A 21,130-nucleotide genomic window follows, 5' to 3' on the forward strand; every position below is an offset into this window, starting at 1 on the left:
CAGAACGGGGGTCTGCGGCGGTTGCCGACGTCACCGTCGGCTTGACTGTTCAGGTCACGATCGCCAGGCAGGCGCTTGTCCTGCAGCCGCACCGACGTGCCGTCAGGCGGGGGCGCTGTCGATGGTGGCCTGTCGCCAGTTGCGGTAGAGCCCGGCGTACACGCCGCCCGCGTCGAGCAACTCCCCGTGCCGGCCACGCTCCACCAGTCGGCCACCCTCGAGCACCATCACTTCGTCGGCCAGCTCGGCGACGGCCAGCCGGTGCGCGACGGTCACCGAGGTGCGCCCCGCGGTCAGTCGGCGCAGCGCCTCGATGAGCGTCAGTTCGATCTCGGGGTCCACGGCCGAGGTGGCCTCGTCGAGGATCAGGCAGGCCGGGTCGGCCACGTGCGCGCGGGCCAGGGCGACCAACTGCCGCTCCCCCGCGGACAGACTCTCACCGCGCTGCCCCACCGGGGTGTCAAGGCCGTTCGCCAGACCGGCGAGGAACGCCTCCGCGCCCAGCTCGCGGAAGGCGTGCTCGATCTCGGCGCGGGTGGCGGACGGGCGACCGTACCGGACGTTCTCCTCCACCGTGGTGTCGAAGAGGAACGGCTCCTGCGGCACGACCACCAGGCGAGAGCGCAGCGATTCGGTCGCTATCTCGCGGACGTCCACGCCGCCGATCAGGATGCGGCCCCGGTCCGGGTCGGCCAGCCGCGCGATCAGCTTGGTCAGCGTCGTCTTGCCGGATCCGGTGGCGCCGACCAGCACGACCTGGCGGCCCGCGGGCACCTCGAACGACACGTCGTCCAGAGTCACGCCGGCGCCCGGGTAGCCGAAGACCACGTTCTCCACGACCACACCGGGCGGGTCGGGTGGCAGCTGCCGGCCTTCGGCCGGCTCGGCGATGTCGTCGGCGATGTCGAGCAGGGCCAGCACGCGACGCCACCCGGCGACCGCGCTCTGGGTGAAGTCGATGACCTGGGTGAACTCCGTGATCGGCGCCATGAACAGGGTCACCAGCAGGATGAACGCGACCAGTTCGCCGGCGCTGTGCCCGGTCGACGGGCCGATCGCCAGTCCCACCGCGACGACGCCGACCACGACGACCACGGAGAACAGGTCGGCGAGGGAGATCAGCAGGCTGCCCAGGTACCCGGCCCGGATCTTCGAGTCCCGCCACCGGTGGATGCTGGCCGTGGTCCGCCGCAGGCTCGGCTCCACGACGCCGTAGGCGCGGATGACGGCGGCGCCCTGGACCGTTTCCGAGATCACCGTCAGCAACTCGGCGACCCGGACCCGGACCGCGGTGTGCGCGGGGCCGAGGCGGCCGACCACCGCCCGGACCAGCATCAGGAGCGGCACGGTCAGCACGACCGTGATCACCGTCAGCACGATGTCGTAGTAGGCCATGCCGGCGAGGGCGGCCAGCATGATGGCGCCGTTCACCAGCCAGGCGATACCGCCCCACTGCAGGAACATGCTGAGGGTCTCGACGTCGGAGGTCACCCGGGACACCAGCTTCCCCCGGGCCTCGGCCGAGTGGTACGCCACACTCAGCCGGTGCACCTGGGTGAAGGCGCGGACCCGCAGGTCGAACAGCGCACGTTCGCTGGCGATCGCAAGACGCACCAGGCTCGCCCAGTTGACCACCGCGGTGAGCACCACCACCAGCGCGGCCACCGCGCCGAGCCCCAGCAGCCGGCCGCCGTTGATGTGACCGGTGCTGAGCCCGCGGTCGATGACCTGCTGAATCAGCACCGGCACGGCGAGCCGACCGATCCCGCCGAGCAGGGCGAGGACGACCGTCAGCGCCAGGCCCTTGCGAATCGCGGGGATGGCCGCCAGACCGCGGCGGATCACGGCGGTCGTCGACCCCGTGACGCTCTCGGGGTCGGCCGGGTCGATCGTGGTCATGCCTGCACCCGCTCTCGCTCGTAGGCCCGGATCAACCGGTCGTAGCCGTCGATCCGCAACAGGTCGGCGTGTGACCCGACGCCGGCCACCCGGCCCTGCTCGAGGTAGACGACGGCGTCGGCGAGAGCCAGTGTCGCGGCGCTGGTGGTGACGACGATCGTCGTGGTGGAGGTCAGGCCGGTCGTGAGGCCGCTCATGATCTCCTGTCGGGTGGTGGCGTCGACGGCGGAGGTCGCCTCGTCCAGCAGCAGCAGCCGTGGCCGGTGGGCCAGTGCCCGGGCGAGCGCGATGCGTTGCCGTTCACCACCGGAGAGCGTGACCCCACGCTCGCCGACCGGCGTGTCCGGCCCGTTCGGCTGGCCGTCCACCAGTGCTGTCGCCCGGGCCAGGCGGAGCGCCTCGTCCAGCCGTGGATCGGCCGCGGCGGAGGCGGCGGCGGAGGCGTCGAAGTCGAGCAGCACGTTCCCGGCGAGCGAGCCGGCGAACAGGAACGGCTCCTGGAAGGCGGCCGCGATGGCCGCCACCCGGTCGGCCGGGCTGATCCGGCTCAGGTCGGCCCCGTTCAGCAGCACCGTGCCGCCGGTCGGCGGCAGCAGGCCGGTCAGTGCCAGCAGCAGCGTGGTCTTGCCCGACCCGGTACCGCCGGTGATCGCGACGGTGGCGCCGGACGGTACGTGGAAGCTCACTCCGGAGAGCGCTGCCGCGCCGCCCGGGTAGGTGAAGGAAAGGTCTTGGACGCATACGTCGAGCGGGCCGTCCGGCAGCGGCTGCGGATCCGCCGTGGCCGGCGGCAGCGGCTCGTCGAGCACCGTCTGGACCCGGGCGTACCCGGCCAGCATGCGCGGCACGTCGCCGAGCACGTTGCCGATGGTACGCATCGGGACCACCACCATGGCGAACACGTTGACGAAGCTGACCAGGGCGCCGACCGTGATCGCTCCGCTGTTCACCCGGAACGCGCCGACGATGACTATGACCAGCGAGGTGACCGTCGGGATCGACTCGACCAGCGAGTCCAGCATCCACTCACGGACGGCCAGTTTGATCTTCGCGTCGCGCAGACCGGCCGCCTCGGCGACGAAGCGGTCGCGCTCGACGCGGTCCCGGCCGAGCATCTTCACCAGGGCCGCGCCGTCGAAGCTCTCGTGGGCGACCTCGGTCACCCGCCCCAGGCGCTCCTGGACCGCCTGGGCGGGCACCTCGACCTGTTTCTGGTAGACCGAGTTGACCAGCAGCAACGCTGGGATCATCATGCCGCCGACCAGAGCCAGCACCGGGTCTACGACCAGCACCCAGCCGACGATGACCACGAACAACACCAACATGCCGAGCACGTCCGGTAGCCGAGCGGGCAGCTCCGCCGCCGCTTCCGCGTCCGTCGTGACGTGCGCCAGCTTCTGGCCGGTCGAGTGGACCTGGTGGTACGTCATCGGCAGCTGGTGATACCGCTGGACGACGGCGTCCCGCAAGGTGGCGTCGAAGCGTGCCCTGGTCACGACGAGAGTCCAGCGCCGGATCAGTCCCGCGGAACCCTGCAGCACGCCGACGGCGGCCACCACCAGCAGCACAGCGACGATCGTGCCGGTGGCGACGTGGCCGTTGTCGAACCGCGGGATCACCACGTCGTTGCACAACTCACCGAGCGCCACCGACCAGGCGACCAGGCTCGTGCCGTACAGCAGCGAGCCGACGAGTCCCCAGGTGATCGGGCCCGGGTGGGAGCGGAAGGCGGCGAGCAGCAACGCCCGTGATCGCCGGACCTGTTTGAACCGCCCGGCCGTCACCTGATCTGTCATGTCGCCTTCCTGGCCCTTCGCTCTCGTTGGTCGAACCCGGTCGGAGAGGCTCGGATGCGCCGACCGACGTCGAGACGATGTCCCGGACTTAGAAGTAGGACTGCAGCTCACCGCGTCGGCGCACGTCCGTGGTGGCGCAGTGGAAGGAGCCGCCGAAGGTGTTGAAGTTCCGGAACGGGCAGGGAATCGGCGTGATGCCCCAACTCTCGGCGAGTTCCTGCATCGGCCGGTCCTCGGCCTCGACCAGCATGTGGGTCTCGTCCAGCATCAGGATGTTCATGTTGATCCACTTGCTGGTCATGTACAGCGGGTGACCGTCCGGGATGACCGGATCCGGTGCCCGGCGGATCTCCCAGTCCTTGAACTGGCGTGGCACCTCGACCACCCGGTCGGGGTGGATGAGCAGCTTGCCGGGTGCGAGCGGCATCAGGCTCGCGTCGATGTGCATCGGATGATCGTCTGCCAGCTCGACCACGTGCACCTGGTACTCGTCGCCGATCTCCCGGCGCACCCACTCGATGCCCATCATGTTGGTGACGTGGCTGCGCTGCGCGAATATGTCCCGGCCGCATCGGATGAAGTCGGCTGCGTCGAAGGTCGGTTCGAACTCGGTGATCACCGACCGGAACGGCTCGCCGTCCGGCTGGTCGGTCCAGCCCTCGACGTACAACTCCTCGCTGAGCTCCGGGCGCGGGCCGGCGGACCACCGGGCGCCCGCACGGAAGTACTCCTTGAGCAGCGGCCGGTAGGCGGAACTGGCGAAGTAGCGCGACCGCCAGGCCATCGGCGCCTCGATGATCTGCTCGCCGATCACCAGCAGCAGGTCGCGCGGCATCGCGTCGTAGAGGCCGGTGCTGGTCCAGCCCGGCGCGCCGTACGACTGGCCGTGGTCGCGCGGATCCGGTCGGCGCACCCGCACGCCGTGGTTCTTGAGGATGTCGACGAGCTGGTCGAGCTCGTCGCGGGCCGCGGCGATCTGGTCGGCCGGGAACGGCTTGCCGGCGTTCTCCCTGAACACCGCACGCTGTTCCGGCGAGAGCGGCGCGGCCGTCACGGTGTCGTACGGCGGGAAGTGCGCACCGTCGACGGTGCCGACGATGACCTCCTCCAGCGGGTCCCACTCGTTGTAGGCACGGACCGGCGACCCGGTCGCCCCCTCTGGCTCAGACACTGTTCGTCCTCCGTTCGTCGGTGTACAGGGTTCCGCCGGACCACACGTACGGTGTGCCGCCCCAGGCGGTGGCGGTGGCCACGTCGGGGAAGAACCCGTGCCCCGACAGGTTGGCGCTCGTGTTGCACAACAGGGGGATCCCGCTGATCCGGTGGTACTCCTCGAGCACCCGGCCGACCCTGGTGTGCGGTGTGTCCGGCCGGATGGTCTGCAGCCGGGCCGTCCCGTCGAGGTGCAGCACGGCCGGCACTCGCTCCGCCCAGCCGGGCCGCAGCCGGTGGTCGAAGAGCATGTACGGGTCGGCGCCGCCGGGGTCGAAGACCGCCGACGCCGCCGACTCCAGGCAGATCGGCGCGACCGGCCGGTACGGCTCCCGGTGCTTGATCCGGTTCAGCTCGTCCTTCATGGCCGGCGCCACCGGGGCGGCGATGATGCTGCGGTTGCCGAGTGCCCGCGGGCCGAGTTCGGCCCGCCCGTCGACCACCGTCACCGGCTCACCGGTGGTGTGCAGCAGTGCGGCCAACTGCGCCTCGTCGCACGGCCTAGCCGACCAGCCGGGTGCCGGCCGACTCGGCGTGACGGCCGGCCCCGAGTAGACGTTCCACTCCAGCTCCGGCCCGCCCCCACCGCTCAGCACCTCGCAGAGGGCGGTGCCGATGGCGGCACCCGAGTCGTTGGTGAACGGCGGCACCCAGACACCGGTGAACAGCCCGCTGGAGCGGATCATGCTGTTCCACTTGATGTTGAGCGCACATCCGCCGGCGAGGCAGATCGGCAGCGGAGCGGGCAGTTCGAGCCGGGCCACCGCGTCGGTGAGCGCGCCGACCAGCGTCCGACCGATGAACTCCTGGCAGGAAGCGATGAGGTCGGCGCTCGAATGCGACGGGAAGAGCTCGGTGCAGCGGGCGGCCAGCATCGTGCCGACCTCCGGGCCCATCAAGTCGGCGCCCAGCTCGGCGACGAGTTTGTCGAGCACTGCCAGCACGTCGTCGTCCACGGCGCCCAGACCGGCGTACGCCATCGCCTTGCCCGCCGTGCCGAGATGGTGTTCGACGATCTGGACCTCGGTGAGCCCGTCCAGCGACCGGTGGAACGGCTCCAGCGCCAGGCAGAAGTACGTGAACATGTCGCCGACCAGGCCGAACAGCGGACCCAGGTACTCGCCGGTCACGGGTTGGCCGGGGCGCACGAGGTACAGCCGGGGCAGCGTGCCGCCGTCCCAGACCAGGCCCAGCGAGGTCTGGCCGGCGAACGGACCGGTGCAGTAGCTGGCGTACAGATGGTGGCTCACGTGCGGGTAGCTGCTGTATCCCCCGGCCAGCGGGCTGCCGGCGATGCCGTCGAACGTGTACCGCGGCGGCAGGGCGGGGACGAACGGGTCGGCGGCGTACGGCGCGGTGGCGACGCTGACCGGCTTTCCACCGGACAGGGTGTCGATCAGGGTCGGTCCGTCGCCCTCCGACCACCATCCATCGATCACGAAGCGGTCCACGTCGGCGACTTCGAGCCCGTGATCAGCCAGGACGGCGGAGATCCGGTCGAGGTCGCCGAGCGCGCTGTAGCGCCGGCCGTTGCCGAGCTTCTCCATCTCGGCGCTGAAGACCAGACGCTGCCCGTCGAGCACGGAGACCGCGCCGTCATGGGAAACCTTGATTCCGCAGACGATCACCGCTGGGACCCGCTCATGGCCGCCCGCAGGCTGGCCGGCCGCATGTCGGTCCACAACTCGCCGATCCGGGCCAGACAGTCCTCCCGGGGCGCCGGCTCGCCGACCGGGGTCCACCCGGCCGGCACCGGTCGGTCCGACCGCCAGATCGAGTACTGCTCCTCGTCGTTGCGCACGACTACGTACGTCTCATCGATGTCGGTCATGACTGCCCCTCGTTCTCGGTTCGTACGGCGCGCTGTTCCCGGGACGGGTGGACGCGGCCGGACAGCATCTCGATCTCGATCTCGATTCCGACCGTGGCCTCCGGCGAACCGGCCGACTCCGCCGGGTCCAACCGGGCCAGGTGTCCGGCGATCCGCTCCCGGTCGCTCACCAGCCGGACGTGCCCGCGGACGTTGACCGACATCGGCTGGCCGGCCGGCGGCCGGGCCGACGCCGGGTCGAACACCACCAGCACCTTGCCGCCGTCGGTCAGCGGCACCGCATCCGTCCGGTCCAGCACTCCGAACAGGACTCCCTGCCGACCCCGGTTCCGATCCAGGTTCAGCGGCAGCCGGGTCGCGACCGGGAACTCCGAAGGTCCGGCGCTGATCACGGTGCCGGAATCACACTGCCGGATCTGCGCGACCAGGGCCTCGAAGTCGTCCTGCGCGGCGGGGAACGCCCGCGTCATCGAACCGCCGTCCTTCGCGATGGCCGTGACGATCTGCTTGGACCGGAACGGCAGCAGCGACAGCAGCGTTTCACCGAGCCCGTGCGTCGCCTCGGAAAGGCCCTGCACGTACAGTCCGCAGGTCAACTCCTCGGCAGAACGTACCCGGTGGTCCTGGGAGACCACGGGCCGGCCGTGGTCGTCGGTTTCGAGGTACGGCAGGACGGCCCGGTACATCTCCGCGTCGAGGTCCCGCCGGTAACCGGTGGCCAGCACCAGTCCGTCCGTGCGCAACTCGTGGGATCCGGCACCGAAGCGGCTGTACACGCCGATCCGGACTCCCGCGCCGTCGGAGTCGGCCGAGGTCAACCGGGAGCCGTCGTGCACCACGAGCCGGGTCCGGCCGCGCACCTCGTCCGCGTAGACCAGGCGGTACAGGTCGTCGAGGAAACCCGCCTCGACCACGGCGTAGTTGGTGTTGCGCAGCCGGGCGGCGTAGTCGCGCCGGTTCTCCTCGCTGCGGGAGTAGAAGTCGTCGGCGTTCGCCTCGAAGAACTGCTCGTTGGCGAACGGATTGTTGTCGGTGGCGCTCAGCGAGTACCCGGGCAGGACCAGGTGGACACGCGAGTTGCGGTAGCGGTCCAGCAGGTAGTGGGTGATCTCGCCGGCGCTCTGCCCGTCCCCGGCGACCGCGAACTCCCAGTCCCGGTCGTGGTCGGTGAAGGCGCCCGGGAACTTGGACAGGAACGCGCTGGAGTGCACCACGGACGGGCCGGTCGTCACCCCGGTGGGCACCTTCGGCAGGCCGCCGAGCGCGTGCACCACGTTGCGGGCGTGGTACTCGACCACCTCACCGGTGGCGGTGTCGGTGGCCGTCACCCGCAGCAGCGACAGCGTGCCGTCGTCGCCGCGGACCGGGGACACCGCGGTGACCGCGGAGCGGTACCGCACCATGCCGGAGAACTGACTGCCGACCCACCGCAGGTAGTCCTGGAACTCCAGCCGGGTCGGCCGGAACTCGGAGAGGTTGATGAACTTCTCCAGCCGCCCCTTGGCCTTCTGGTACGCCAGGAAGGTGAACGGGCTGGCGAGATTGCGCAGGGACACCAGGTCCTTGAGGAACGAGATCTGCATGCGCGCCCCGTCGATGAGCATGCCCTCGTGCCAGCAGACGTCCGGCGAGCGCTCCAAGAAGAGGCAGCTGCGATCGGGGGCGATCTCCTGAGCGGCGATCGCCAGCGCGATGTTCGACGGTCCGAAACCCAGACCGATCACGTCGTACGGGTCGTCCCGCGTGCCGAGATCCTTCACGTACTGTTCCTTCCTCGACGGCTTAGCGGCTCATCCGACGGACGGTTTCGCCGACGGGCAATGGCCGACGCGGCCCGTGTCCAGGAAGCCGACCAGGGCCGGCACCGGGGAGACCACGCGACCGGCTTCCTCGAACTGCTCCTGGTACTGCTCGGCGACCACGGGCAGCCGACTCCAGTGCGTCGCGGGGCGCAGGTGGTGCTCCTGGTGGTAGCCGTCGTTGAAGGTCAGCAGGTTGTACAGCCGGCCGTAGTGGCTCACCGAGTTCGCGTACCGGCTCTCCGGCTCCGCGCCGAAGTGCCGGTAATAGTTCTGGACATTGACCAGGGTGAACGCGAGCGCCACCGAGGGCAGGTAACACAGCAGGGTCCACTGCCAGGACAGAACGGCCAGCAGCACCGTGAACGCGAGGTACGCGAGCCGGTCGTACCTGATCTGGCTGAGTTCGGCGACCCGGCGCTTCGGGTTCCGGGAGGCCAGCCCCTGCAGCGTGGCCTCCTGCGGGCCGACCGCGCACCCCCGGCGCAGCATCGCCCAGGTGGCCACCCACTCCTGGGCGGAGGAGGCCAGGCCGCCGACCAGGTACCGCCACAGCGGGGCGTGCCCGTCGTCGCGGCTGTACCGGTAGGTGGAGGTGATGTCGGCGGTGGTCCCGTCACGCTTGCGGTCGTTGTTGTACCGGTGGTGGTTGCGCACGTGGGTCAGGTAGTAGCCCTGCACCGACTGCGCGATGTTCGCCGAACTCACCAACGACAGAACGGCGTTCAGGCGGCTGTCGGTGAACCAGGGCTGATGGACGAACAGATGGGTGACCACGATGATCGAGTACGTCATCATGGCCGTGACCAGGGCCGCGGAGCCGAGCCTGGGCCACAATCCGTCCGGTGTCAGAGCGGCGAGCGCGATCGTCCCGGCGAACTGGGTCAGCGTGATTGCGAGCAGGATGGCGTCGGCCGGACTGTTTCGCCAGAACTGCCGTGGTTTGGCGTCGACCATTTCACCAGTACCTTCCGTACGCGTGGTGGACCTGCCCGGTGATTCCCCGAAGTAGCGATTCCCTGCGCGAATTCGCAAGCATCGGGAATCGGGTCATGGGTTACAGAGCCCGGGATACGGTGACGACGCTAGCCACGGCTGGAACTGTCAACGATGTCGGCTCTTCGAAGGCGAGCGGGTCACCTGGCTGGAGCGGACCCTCGCACGGCGGGCGGCACGGCCGGGGTGCCGACACGGCGGCGCCGACGCCGGGCACACGATCGTGCAGGCCGCCCGGGACCACGGCGCCTCATTGCCGGTCGTCGACCGGGCGTTCACCACTCACGCCACCGCGGGCGCCTCGACCTCGCCCGACTTCGAAGGGGCATGAGGCCGTGCCCGGCGTCCAACTGTTCACAGTCGGCACTTGGAACGGGAGAACCGTGCACGAAAAGCCGTGCGCCGCACGGTCATAGGACCATGCGGCGCACGGATGTCGTTGTCCTGGCCCGGTCTGCGCGGATGCGCACCGGGTCGTCAGTCGGCCAGTTTGAAGATCAGCTCGGTGACGGTGGCCTGACGGCCGGGGGCGAACGAGTCCTCGCTGCCGACGCGCACGAACCCATTGCGTTCCAGCACCCGGACGGAGCCGGCGTTGTCCTCCACGACCCGGGCGTGGATCGGCCGCTCCGTCACCTCGTCGAGCAGCGCCGCGACGGCCGCCGTGGCCACACCGCGGCCCCACCAGTCCTTACGGATCCAGTAGGTGAGTTCGGTGTCGGCCTCGATCGGGAAGGTGGCCACGCTGCCGACGACCTCACCGTGGATCTCGACGACCCGGTTGACGATCGCGTCGTCGGCCAGGATCTTCCGATACTTCTGCCGGAAGGCGTCGGCGTCGCGGGCTGTCCTGGCGTCGGTGAAGGCCGCCAACAGCTGGGCTTCCTCGTCGAGTTGGATGTCGAAGAGCGCCGGAACGTCATCCTCGGTCAGGGGTCGCAGCGAGATGTCCCTGGTCACGTCGTCAGTCATCACATCTCCGTGTCGGACGGAACGACGGGTCGTTCCACGTCAGAGCCGAGCCGAGGCTAGCACGCCGGACGGGTGACTTCGGGAGCCCCGGAAACCGGCCGGCGGCCCGCAGCCCTTTTACGGGACACGCCGCCTGGCCGACACGGCATTAGGTTGCTTCGAAGGGATTCCGGCCGGAGGGCCACCTGCTGGCAATTGGAGGTCGTCTTAATGGTGCGGCAAACCGAGCTGTTGACGCCTCAGCTCTCCGACTATCTCGATTTCCTCGATCGCGGGGAGATGAGGTACCTCCCCTATCTGATGTACTTCAACAGGCCGAACTTCCGGTCGGCGGCCATCAACACCGACCGGCTCGGATTCCGGATCTCGCACGGCCCGAGCGGACCGGGGTCCGTCGGCGGCGACCGGCTCGACGGGCCGGTCCGGCTGCTCGTGGGTGGTTCGGTGTCGCTGGGTTACGGCGCCACGAGCGACGCGGCCACGATCGCCTCTCGGCTCTGGTCGAAACACGCGCCGAGCAGGCCGTGGTTCACCTTCGGCGCCCCGTACCTCAACTCCACCCAGGAGTTGATGCTGTTCATGCTCCACCGGCACCTGCTGCCGCCGATCGACGAGATAGTCATCCTCAGCGGCTTCAACACGCTGGTCATGGGACAGCTGACCGGGGTGGACGTCGGCGGCCAGGAGCCGTTCTTCTTCTGCAACGAGTACTTCGAGAAGATGCAGGAGTTGCGCGCACGGTACGCCGAGCCGGCCAAGACCAAGCGGTGGCGGACCGGCCCGAGGCCACCGGCGCAGTCGGTCACGCCGTCAGCAGTCCGCCCGACGACGGCCGGCATGATCCAGTCCGCTGTCGACGTCACGCTGCGGAACCTCGATAGCTGGCTCGCGATGGCCGCCGCGACCGGCGCCCGGGTGAGCTTCGCCCTCCAGCCGCTCGCGACCTGGCTGCGGGAGACGCCGGCGCCGCAGGAGAAGCTGCTCTTCGACGAGTTCGACAATGCCTCCGACTACGGGACCTGGGAAGAGCGCTACGGCGACGTCGGCAGCATCGCGACGGGCGCCGCCTATGCCGAGGCCCTCGGCGAGGCGTGCGCGCGCAAGGGCATCCCGTTCGTCGACACGCTCTCCCGGCTCTCCGCGGTGGTGAAGCCGTCGGACTGGCTCTTCGTCGACCGCGGTCACTACACCGACCAGGGCAATGACGCCGTCGCGCAGGTGCTCGCCGAGAGCCTCGAACTGACGTGACGTCCGGACGCCGACCCGAAGTGAACTGAGGTGACCTCTCCGTGTCGTTCCTGCGTACGCTGATGGCCAGGTTGTTCGGCCGCCGCAAGAAGAAGAAGGCCGATGCCTCCATCTACCCGATGTTCTGATCAGGCGATGGGCGACGACGGGCTGACGTTGCCGGTCCGGACGGTGTTCGCGCGGGCGTGCGACCCGGAGGACACGCCGCTGCCCGACACGCTGCGGCCCGCGATCACCGACGAGCTGGATCGTGCCGGCCACGACGGCGATCCTCGGTGCGAACCCTCGGCAGCCGCCGCCTGGGCCGAGGCCGAACGGGCGCGCTTCACCGCGCTGTTCGCCACCGCGGAGCGCGAGGGCTGTGCGGATGTGCTCGTCCGCCGGGCGGTGCTCGCCTGCGCGCCGCTGGCCTCGGTATCGGGCGCCTGGCTGCAGTGGATGAGCGAGCCGGGCAACGCCGAGGAACCGGTCACCATGCGGGCGCTCGCGCTGTTCGCGGCCGATGTCGGCACCGGGCATCCGGGCGACTCCCGTGGCGACGCGTACCTCGCCCTGATGCGGCACGTCCGGGTAGCCGTGCACGCGCGCCCGGCCGCCCGCCTGGCACACGACCGCCGGATCGCCGACCCGTCCTTCTACCTGCCGGCTCTCGCACTGACGATGAGCCGACGCCCGGACGCGTACCAGGGCGAGATCATCGGTCTTGATCTCTGCTTGCGCGCCGTCGGGCTGCTGCCCCCGCTCGCCGGTGTCCGGACCCGAGGTCCGGACACGGCGGACTGGGCCGCGCTGGACCCGGGCCGCGCACGCAGCCCGCGCCGGGCGCCGGCGGTCGACGACGCACGAGCCGTCGCGGCCGAGTTCACGGCGGCGGCCGGCGCGGCCGGTACGACGGCGATCGAGCGCGGCTTCGCCTGGGCGTTCGCCGCCCTGCGGCGCTGGAGCGACGAGGCGTACCGGGAGCTCGACGCCGCTCGCGACCCGTCCTTCGAGATGGCCGAGCTGATGCGCTCCCGGGCCCGTGAGGCGTCGACCTATCACGACCGGTTCGTCATGCGCGGGCGACCACTGAAGCAGTGGCTCACCGAGGCCCGTACCGACCCGGCTCCGTTCCTGGCCGCGCTCGCCGACAGCCGCCTCGTGCGGCCGGGCCGGTCCGGGGAGAGCCGGCTCACCGGCGAACTGGTGTCGGAGAACGGCCGGATGTTCCGGGTGTTCCCCGACGACGACCTGGACGTCATCAATCGGTGGATCGATGCGCTGCCGGCCGATCCGGCTGAGCGTGGGCGGCTTCGGCCGGCCGCGCATCAGTCCCGGAGCATCGGATTCCGCCCGGCCCCGGACACCACGGGCGACGACGGCGTCGCTCCCGCCGACCTGCGGGAGGCGTACACCCGGCTGTTGCGACGTACGATCACGCCGGCTACCCGGCGGTATGCGCTGCGCCACGTCGAGGGGTGGCTGGCCCGCTCCCGCCACCGCATGAAGCAGGCGGCCCAGTCGCTGCCGGCCGAGCCGCCGACGGACGGCCTGCGGCCGTGGCTGCTCGACCAGCACGACCTCCACAACAGCGAGTTCCAGGACGGCTCGGACGATCCCCTGCCGAGCCGCGCCGAGCTGATCGACTCGACGCTGCAGTTGGCACCGCTCACCCTGATCGACGGCGCCTGGCTGGCCGGCCACACCGACTACCAGCTCGCCTCCGCCGAGCGCGGCCACTTCCTGTTCAACACCTACTGGGACGAACTGGGCAACGGCGAGCTGGAGCTGAACCATCCGCTGATCTACCGCACCCTGTTGCGGGAGATGGACATCGACCTGCCACCGACCCGGTCGCCGGAGTTCGCGGCCTGGCCGGCCATCCGGGACCTGTCGTTCGAACTGCCCGTCTACTGGCTGGCGATCGGCCGGTTCCCGCGCACGTTCGAACCGGAGATCCTCGGCCTGAATCTGGCCATGGAGTTGTCCGGTGTCGGCGGCAGTTATCGCCGTGCCCGGCATGCGCTCAAGCACTACGGCTTCAGCACCACGTTCGTCGACGTCCACAACACCATCGACAATGTCGCGACCGGACACTCCGCGTGGGCGGCGGACGCCGTCGACGGATATCTGGCGCAGCAGACGCCGGCAGCTCGCACGGACGCGTGGGACCGGATCCGGGCCGGGTACCGCTCGCTGAACCCGCCATCCGGATTCTGGGCCCGCAACGCGGCCCGTCGCGCCCGAGTGGAGGCATCCGCACATGTCTGACCTGATTCTCGGTATCTCCGCCTACTACCACGACAGTGCCGCGGCGCTGGTGTCCGACGGCCGCCCCGTGGCAGCCGCGCAGGAGGAGCGTTTCACCCGCCGCCGCCACGATTCCGCGTTCCCGGCCAACGCCGTCGGCTACTGCCTGGACGAGGTCGGCGCCACACTCGCGGACGTGTCGGCGATCGCCTACTACGAGGACCCGGTGCTCAAGTTCCGCCGTGTCCTGGCGACTTATCTCGGCGCGGTCCCGTTCGGGCTCGCCTCGTTCCGCGACACCCTGCCCGGCTGGTGGTCGTCGAAGCGGCGGGTCGCCGACGTGGTCCGTCGCGAGCTCGAGGCACTGGACCGCGGACGCGTACCGGAGATCATCTGCCGGCGGCACCACGAGTCGCACGCCGCCTCGGCGTTCCTCGCCGGCCCGTACGAATCGGCCGCCGTGCTGTGCATAGACGGTGTCGGCGAGTGGGCGACCACCTCGATCTGGCACGGGCAGGGCACCCGGTTGAGGCCGATGGCCGAGATCCGCTTCCCGCACTCGCTCGGCCTGCTCTACTCGGCCTTCACCTACTTCTGCGGATTCAAGGTGGACTCCGGCGAGTACAAGCTGATGGGCCTGGCGCCCTACGGCGAACCGCGGTACGCGAACCTGATCCGCGAGCGGCTGATCGACGTCAAGCCGGACGGGTCGTTCCGCCTGAACATGCGCTACTTCGAGTTCCTGCGCGGTCAGGTGATGACCGGTCGCGGATTCGAGACGCTGTTCGGCGGTCCGCGCCGAGAGCCCGAGGGCGAGCTGACCCGGCGGGAGTTCGACCTGGCCGCGTCCGTGCAACTGGTCACTGAGGAGGTCGTCCTCAAGCTCGCGCACACGGCCCGCGAGCTGACCGGCGAGTCGCGGCTGTGCCTGGCCGGGGGCGTGGCCCTGAACTGCGTGGCGAACGGAAAGATCGTCGCCGGCGCGCTGTTCGACGAGGTCTGGGTCCAGCCGGCGGCCGGCGACGCCGGCGGCGCGCTGGGCGCGGCGCTCGCGGTCGCGATGGACCGGGGCGCCGGGCGTGCCCACGCAGGGACCGGACACGACGCGATGTCCGGGTCGCTGCTCGGACCGGAGTACGACGACGACGAGATCGCGGCCTACCTGACCGACGCCGGCGTCCCGCACCGCCGCCTCGAACCGGCGGAGCTGGCTGCCGAAGTCGCGAAGTCGATCGCGGCGGGGATGGTCGTGGGCTGGTTCCAGGGCCGGATGGAGTTCGGCCCGCGGGCGCTCGGATCGCGGTCGATCCTGGGCGACGCCCGTGATCCGCGGACCCAGTCGGTCATGAACCTGAAGATCAAGTTCCGGGAGTCGTTCCGGCCGTTCGCGCCGTCCGTACTGGCCGAGGACGCCAAGGAGTTCTTCGACCTCCCCCAGGACAGTCCGTACATGCTCGTGGTCGCGCCGGTCGCGGAGGCGGCCCGGCTCGCCGTCGAGACGGATTCCGACCTGACCGGCATCGATCGGCTCAAGGTCACCCGGTCGGTGGTCCCGGCGGTCACGCACGTGGACTACTCGGCGCGTGTGCAGACCGTCGGGCCCCGGGACAACCCCGCCTATCACCGCCTGCTCACGGCACTCAAGCGGGAGACCGGCAGCAGCGTCGTGGTGAACACGTCGTTCAACGTCCGCGGCGAGCCGATCGTGAACACGCCGCACGAGGCGTACACCTGCTTCATGCGGACCGACATGGACGTGCTCGTGCTCGGCGGGTTCCTGCTGCACAAGTCCGACCAGCCGGACTGGAAAGAGGACGTGGACTGGCGTACCGAGGTTCCCCTCGACTGACCAACGGCCGTCCATCCCACAACGAAGGGATTCCTGATGCGCAAGGCCCTGCTCACCGTCGCGTACGTCCTGCTCGTGATCCCGGCGGGCCTGGTTCTACGGGTCCTGCGCGATCCGATGCGCCGGTCGAGGTCCCGGCGCCGGCCGAGCTACTGGGAGAGGCCGCTCACGCGGGGCTGAAGACCACCTGGTCGGCGATGGTCCGTTCGATGGCGCGCATCGCGGTGAGCACCTCGTCCGGCCCCTCGGCCAGGCCCTCCACCACGCCGAGCGTGCCCTGGCCGCCCAGCCGCCAGTCGACCCGGTCACCGGGCTCCGCGGTCAGGACGACCGAGAGGATGTCGGGACGCTCGGCGAGGTCGGCCACGTTGCCCCAGGAGGCCAACCGCCAGTCGCCGACCGGCGGCAGGATCTGGTAGCCGAAGGCGACTGCGGCAGGCTCCCCCAGCGACACCACCGGCTGTCGGCCGACGGCGACGTCGAACGCGAGCCGGACCGCCTCCATTCCGAACGACCGGTGCAACAGCGCGGCCGAGTAGCCGCCGAGGCGGGCGTTCACCTCGATCACCACGGGCCCGTCGGCGGTCAGCTTCAGCTCGATGTCCGCCCAGCCGTCCTGCACGCCGAGAGCCCGGCAGGCCGCCGCGGCGATCTCGTGGACCTCCGCCTCGACCGGCGCGGGCAGCAGACCGGGCAGGAAGAAGCCCTGCTCCCGGAACGGTTCCCGCAACGGCAGCCGTGAGTTGAGCACCTGGCACGCGACCGTGCCGCGCCACCACAGCATCTCGACCGACACGTAGTCGCCGAGGCCGGGTCCGGCCACCGACGGGCAGCCGACCAGCATCTCCTCGACCACGAACTCGTCGGCGTCGCCCGAGGCGAACACGTCGGCGGCGTACCGCACCGCGTCTTCCGGGCTGTCCAGGCGATACGTCTGCCGACTGGACGCACCCCGGACCGGCTTGAGCACTGCCGGCGTGCCCACCTCGGCGAGCGCATCCACCGCCTGTCCGGGCCGCGTCAGCAGCCGGAACCGCGGCACTCGAAGCCCGGCCTCACGGAACCGCTGCCGCTGGACGTGCTTGTCGGTGGCGGCGAGCACCGTGCTCCGGGAGTGGAACCGCAGGCCGAGCCGGGACGCCAGCCGCTCCGCGAGCGGCAGGTCACGGTCGGAGAAGGCCACGATGCCTGCCGGGCGGCGGGCCGCGAGCACGGCGGCGCCGGCCACCTCGTCGGTCACGTCGACGACGTCACCGATGGCCGCCAACAGGTCGGCCAGTCCGTCCGTCAGCTCATCGACGGGCACCGCGAACAGGAGGTCGTAGCCCTCCGCGTCGGCGGCCAGTTCGAGCGGGGTGGCGGCTCCGGCCGTGTAGACCACGACCACCGTCTCGGTCATGCGTCGACCCTCTCGGTGCAGTCCTGCCCGCGGTGCGCGGGCAGCGAACGGTAGATCTGTTCCAGGCCGCCCAGGGCGCCGCCGAGCCGCGGCAGTGCCGCGTACACCGGGTCGCGGCTCAGGATCGCGTCGACCTCGCGCAGCCGCCACATCGGCGTCCGCGGGAACAGGTGGTGGACCAGGTGGAAGCCCTCACCGTCGATCTCTCCCAGCAGGAACCGGGTGCCCCATCCGTAGACCCGGTTCCAGGACATGTAGATGTCCACCCGGGGCGCGGTCTCGATCAGCGGGAAGTGCTCCATCAACTCGGACACCGCACCGATCCACACCTGTGTGGTGACCAGCGGCACGAACCAGAGCAGCACCAGCCACAGCCACCAGCCGCCCAGGACGGCCCAGATGAGCACCCCCGCCAGCAGGACCACCCGCAACGCCCGCTCGGCGGGCTGCTCCCCCGCCGCCACGATGCGGTGCCGCAGCAGGTAGACCACGTACGAGGCGGTCGCCTTCGGCGTCACCACCGTGCGCAGGTACCGGCGCAGCGCCTTGCGGCTCAGGTTGTCCCCGCACAGCGCGTTGTCCCGGTACTGCTGGTAGTCCGGGTCGCGGTCCGGGTCGCCCAGCCGGCCGTGGTGCTCACCGAGGTGCGAGGCCCGGTAGCCGGTGTAGCTCTGCAGCACGGGGTATCCGCCGAGAACCGCCCCGATCACGCTGCCGACCCGGTGGTTGGCCATGAACACCCGGTGTGTCGCCATGTGGAGCATGCCGGCGATGCCACGCTGCCGGCCGCCGATGAAGAACACCGCCACGAGGTACACCGGCAGCGCCAGCCACCAGGGTGCGCGCTGCCACGACAGCACCGAGGCCGCGCACCAGAACGCCATCCAGGCCCAGTGCGTGACGGCTTCTAGCGGACCGTGCCAGTTGTCCGGCCGAGACGCGGCCCGGACCTCGACCATGATGTCCGGCGCGAAGCGGTACCGCTCGGCTAGATCAGAATCGGCCACGGTCCTTCTCCTCACTCAGTTATGTCCAACCGGCGGCTCTCCCCAGTCAGACATCCGGGTCACTATGTCGGCAACCAGGTCGGCCTCCTGAGGCCGGAGGTAGAAGTGGTCGCCGTCGAACGCCCGCCACACGGCGCTGCCTGAGGTCACCTCACCCCAGGCGGCCAGTTCACCCGGCACGTCACCGCCGTCGCCGAGACCCCCGTAGGCGGCGATCGGGGACCTCAGCCGTACCGGTTCCTCGCGGTGGTACGTGAGGGACGCCCGGACGTCGGCCAGCAGCGCCGGCAGCACCAGCTCGCGCAGTTCTGGGTGGTCGAACACCACCGGATCGGTCCAGCCGGACTCCCGGGCCTCGGCCTCGACGGTGGCGTCGTCGAGCGCCCCCTTCGGTGGCGCGGACCGCTGCGGGGCGAGCTGGCCGGAGACGAACAGACCGGCCGGATCCGGCCCCGGACCGGCCTCCATGCGGATCGCGACCTCGTAGGCGACGAGGCTGCCCATGCTGTGCCCGAACAGGAACAGGGGCCGGTCGGTGTACGGCGCCAGCGCCGAGGCCACAGCATCGGCGATCTGCGGGACCGACGACATCAACGGCTCGGCCAGCCGGTCCTGGCGGCCCGGGTACTGCACTCCGATCAGCTCGATCCCGGTCGGCAGCCGGTCGGTCCACGGGCTGTAGACGCTGGCCGTGCCGCCGGCGTGCGGCAGACACACGAGGCGTGCGGACGGGTCCTGGCGTGGCCGGGGCCGGCGCAGCCAGCGCGCGGATGCGCCGGTGCTGCCCAATGTCGAGGGTGCGGTCATCGAGGGACTCCCGTCAGTTGCGGGTCTGAGGCCAGAATCTGCATGTGATTCTTTGCGAGGGGTGCGTCTGGGACGGATTTGCGATGGATAGTGCCCCGGCCGACGCGCCGATCGCGATCGGTGGGGAGCTCGACCCGGCCACCGTTCTCGGCGGCTACCGGCACGGCACGTTCCCGATGCCGGCCGCGACGGCGGCCGACATCGAGGTGAATCACGCCCTGTACGAGGAGTCGGTGGAGTCCGGGAGGACGGTGGTGCTCGACTCGCCGCTGCCCGACCCGTACGCGCTGGTCTGGTGGTCCCCGGGTCCACGGCCGGTCATACCGTACGGCGGGTTGACCAAGGCGCGCAGCCTGATGAAGCTGTTGCGCAACCGACTGACCTGGACCACCACGACTAACCAGGACTTCGCCCGGGTGCTCGCCGAGTGCCGCCGGGACCGCCTCCCCGAGTGGCTGACCACCGAGCTGTGCGAGTGCATGATCGAGCTCAACCGGCAGGGCTGGGCGCACAGCGTCGAAGTGTGGGAGGACGAAGAGCTGGTGGGCGGTGCCATCGGCATCGGCACCGGGGAGGTGTTCGTCCTGGACACCTGCTTCCACCGGCGCAGCAACGCGTCGAAGGTGGCGCTGCTCGACATGGAGCACCGGCTGGCCGGCGCCGGCGTGACGCTGCTGGACGTCGAGTGGGACAGCGAGCGGAGCCGGCAGCTCGGCGCGGGGCCGCTGCCGCGCCACGAGTTCCTGGCGGCCCTGGCCCGCGGCAGCGATCCGGTACGTATGGCCGGCGGCGTGGAGCCGGTACGGCGCCTGGGGTTCCTCCGCACGCCCGGTTAGCGGGCGTTGCCCCCAAAACAGGTGAGTGCCGTGCGTCCGGCCACGTGGTCAGGATGAACGAGGACCGTGTGTCTTCGTTCGACCATCGGGGCCGTGACAGAAACGGAGCTGAACCAGTGCCGGTCAACACCTCTAGATCCACACTCGAAACCGCGACCTCCACCGGTGTGCAGCCGTGCACACAGCCGCTTTCCGACGGGGACGACGCAGTCGTGCAGCTGCCCCTCTCCGCCATCCACGATGCCGACTCGCCGCGATCCGCGGGCGTGGACCTGGAGTACGCGAGCTCGCTGGCGGAGATGGAGGCGGACCTGCCACCGATCGTGGTGCACCGCGCGACCATGCGCGTCATCGACGGCATGCACCGGCTCACCGCCGCCCGCCTGCGCGGCGAGCAGGAGATCAGCGCACAGATGTTCGACGGCGACAGTCACGAGGCGTTCCTGGTCGCCGTCCGGCTCAACGTGTCGCACGGCAGGCCGTTGACGCTCGCCGATCGGCGCGCCGCCGCGGTCCGGATCATCCAGAGCCACCCGCAGCTGTCAGACCGGTCGATCGCCTTCACCGCCGGGCTCGCCGCGAAGACCGTGGGCTCGCTGCGCCGCGGGATCGACAGCCCGCCGGTCGAGGCGCGCATCGGCCGTGACGGCCGGGTACGGCCGATCAACGGGGCGGCCGGCCGGCAAGCCGCGGCCGAGCTGATCGCCGTGCATCCGGAGGCGACGCTGCGCCGGATCGCTCAGGAGGCCGGCATCTCGGTGGAGACCGCGCGCAGTGTCCGGGCGCGTCTGCGGGCCGGCGAGGACCCAGTGCTGGACCGGCGGACCCGGCCGGAACGTATCGACCGCGACGAGGACCGGCAGATGACGGTGAAACTGCCGGAGGCCGACCCCTCCCAGGAACTGCGGTCGCTGCTGGACAGCATCCAACGGGATCCGTCACTGCGTTACACCGAGTCCGGCCGGGTGCTGCTGCGCTGGCTGGGGCCGCGGGTGCTGGTGCCCGACGAGATCCCACTGACGCTGAGCCACATCCCGCCGCACTCGCGGCTCAATCTCGGGTCACTGGCGAGGTCCTGCGCGGCGGCCTGGGTCCAGCTCGCGATGGGGCTCGAGGACGAGCACGGCAACACCGCCGTCGGCGGACTGTCCGGCTGAGACCTCGGCAGGAACGCAACGGGCCGGTGTCCACCAGGACACCGGCCCGTTCTCATGCATTTTCAGCAGGGCGTTGCTGCGCTGTTGCCCGTG

The 21,130-nt window shown here is 70.4% G+C and carries 17 protein-coding genes; 6 read left to right on the forward strand and 11 right to left on the reverse strand.

The window, feature by feature from the left end; genetic code table 11:
- Positions 1-102: 102 nt before the first annotated feature.
- From ACIO5E_RS19930 to ACIO5E_RS19965, 8 genes are all read right to left on the reverse strand, one after another.
- Complete coding sequence (locus tag ACIO5E_RS19930) at positions 103-1,899, reverse strand: ABC transporter ATP-binding protein (protein WP_400669416.1); 1,797 nt, start codon at positions 1,897-1,899, stop codon at positions 103-105.
- The gene (locus ACIO5E_RS19935; RefSeq protein WP_400669419.1) at positions 1,896-3,695 is read right to left on the reverse strand and encodes an ABC transporter ATP-binding protein; all 1,800 of its coding nucleotides are present in this window, start codon (positions 3,693-3,695) and stop codon (positions 1,896-1,898) included. Before ACIO5E_RS19935 ends, ACIO5E_RS19930 begins: the two co-directional genes overlap by 4 nt.
- Positions 3,696-3,783: 88 nt before the next feature.
- Positions 3,784-4,866: an amidinotransferase gene (locus ACIO5E_RS19940; protein ID WP_400669422.1), complete on the reverse strand. Its 1,083-nt coding sequence runs from the start codon at positions 4,864-4,866 to the stop codon at positions 3,784-3,786.
- Complete coding sequence (locus tag ACIO5E_RS19945) at positions 4,859-6,535, reverse strand: carbamoyltransferase N-terminal domain-containing protein (protein WP_400669425.1); 1,677 nt, start codon at positions 6,533-6,535, stop codon at positions 4,859-4,861. Before ACIO5E_RS19945 ends, ACIO5E_RS19940 begins: the two co-directional genes overlap by 8 nt.
- The gene (locus ACIO5E_RS19950) at positions 6,532-6,738 is read right to left on the reverse strand and encodes an MbtH family protein (RefSeq protein ID WP_400669428.1); all 207 of its coding nucleotides are present in this window, start codon (positions 6,736-6,738) and stop codon (positions 6,532-6,534) included. The genes ACIO5E_RS19945 and ACIO5E_RS19950 overlap by 4 nt, the downstream gene beginning before the upstream one ends.
- Positions 6,735-8,498: a SidA/IucD/PvdA family monooxygenase gene (locus tag ACIO5E_RS19955; RefSeq protein ID WP_400669431.1), complete on the reverse strand. Its 1,764-nt coding sequence runs from the start codon at positions 8,496-8,498 to the stop codon at positions 6,735-6,737. The genes ACIO5E_RS19950 and ACIO5E_RS19955 overlap by 4 nt, the downstream gene beginning before the upstream one ends.
- A gap of 30 nt (positions 8,499-8,528) precedes the next feature.
- Positions 8,529-9,494 carry a fatty acid desaturase family protein gene (locus ACIO5E_RS19960; protein WP_400669433.1) on the reverse strand — a complete coding sequence of 322 codons (966 nt, stop codon included), beginning with the start codon at positions 9,492-9,494 and terminating at the stop codon, positions 8,529-8,531.
- A 516-nt stretch (positions 9,495-10,010) separates the two neighbouring features.
- Entirely contained in the window at positions 10,011-10,505 is a 495-nt protein-coding gene (locus tag ACIO5E_RS19965) for a GNAT family N-acetyltransferase (RefSeq protein ID WP_400669436.1), read from the reverse strand.
- A gap of 210 nt (positions 10,506-10,715) precedes the next feature.
- Here ACIO5E_RS19965 and ACIO5E_RS19970 point away from each other — a divergent pair, with 210 nt between their 5' ends.
- The 4 genes from ACIO5E_RS19970 to ACIO5E_RS19985 all read left to right on the forward strand — a co-directional run bounded on the left by ACIO5E_RS19970 (position 10,716) and on the right by ACIO5E_RS19985 (position 16,011).
- Positions 10,716-11,753 (forward strand): Inducer of phenazine A, encoded by a 1,038-nt coding sequence (locus ACIO5E_RS19970; protein ID WP_400669438.1) that lies wholly within the window; start codon positions 10,716-10,718, stop codon positions 11,751-11,753.
- Between the two features lie 102 nt (positions 11,754-11,855).
- On the forward strand, positions 11,856-14,003 hold the full coding sequence (locus tag ACIO5E_RS19975) for an iron-containing redox enzyme family protein (protein WP_400669439.1): 2,148 nt from the start codon (positions 11,856-11,858) through the stop codon (positions 14,001-14,003).
- The gene (locus ACIO5E_RS19980) at positions 13,996-15,831 is read left to right on the forward strand and encodes a carbamoyltransferase (protein ID WP_400669441.1); all 1,836 of its coding nucleotides are present in this window, start codon (positions 13,996-13,998) and stop codon (positions 15,829-15,831) included. Before ACIO5E_RS19975 ends, ACIO5E_RS19980 begins: the two co-directional genes overlap by 8 nt.
- A 36-nt stretch (positions 15,832-15,867) precedes the next feature.
- On the forward strand, positions 15,868-16,011 hold the full coding sequence (locus ACIO5E_RS19985) for a hypothetical protein (protein WP_400669443.1): 144 nt from the start codon (positions 15,868-15,870) through the stop codon (positions 16,009-16,011).
- On the opposite strand, the gene ACIO5E_RS19990 is transcribed toward ACIO5E_RS19985, so the two are convergent.
- Genes ACIO5E_RS19990 through ACIO5E_RS20000 form a run of 3 tightly spaced genes read right to left on the reverse strand, consistent with a single transcriptional unit; the run spans position 15,998 to position 19,044 of the window.
- Positions 15,998-17,230: an acetyl-CoA carboxylase biotin carboxylase subunit family protein gene (locus ACIO5E_RS19990; RefSeq protein WP_400669445.1), complete on the reverse strand. Its 1,233-nt coding sequence runs from the start codon at positions 17,228-17,230 to the stop codon at positions 15,998-16,000. The genes ACIO5E_RS19985 and ACIO5E_RS19990 overlap by 14 nt on opposite strands.
- Positions 17,227-18,237, reverse strand: coding sequence for a fatty acid desaturase (locus tag ACIO5E_RS19995; protein WP_400669447.1), 1,011 nt, complete (start codon positions 18,235-18,237; stop codon positions 17,227-17,229). The genes ACIO5E_RS19990 and ACIO5E_RS19995 overlap by 4 nt, the downstream gene beginning before the upstream one ends.
- Before the next feature lie 15 nt (positions 18,238-18,252).
- On the reverse strand, positions 18,253-19,044 hold the full coding sequence (locus ACIO5E_RS20000) for a thioesterase II family protein (RefSeq protein ID WP_400669449.1): 792 nt from the start codon (positions 19,042-19,044) through the stop codon (positions 18,253-18,255).
- An 83-nt stretch (positions 19,045-19,127) separates the two neighbouring features.
- Between ACIO5E_RS20000 and ACIO5E_RS20005 the strand changes: the two genes are divergently transcribed.
- Positions 19,128-19,880, forward strand: coding sequence for a leucyl/phenylalanyl-tRNA--protein transferase (locus tag ACIO5E_RS20005; RefSeq protein ID WP_400669452.1), 753 nt, complete (start codon positions 19,128-19,130; stop codon positions 19,878-19,880).
- Positions 19,881-19,933: 53 nt separating this feature from the next.
- Positions 19,934-21,037 carry a ParB N-terminal domain-containing protein gene (locus tag ACIO5E_RS20010; RefSeq protein ID WP_400669454.1) on the forward strand — a complete coding sequence of 368 codons (1,104 nt, stop codon included), beginning with the start codon at positions 19,934-19,936 and terminating at the stop codon, positions 21,035-21,037.
- The last annotated feature ends 93 nt before the right edge of the window (positions 21,038-21,130 follow it).

Source organism: Kitasatospora sp. NPDC087314 (assembly GCF_044744365.1).
In the GTDB taxonomy this organism is placed as follows: domain Bacteria; phylum Actinomycetota; class Actinomycetes; order Streptomycetales; family Streptomycetaceae; genus Kitasatospora.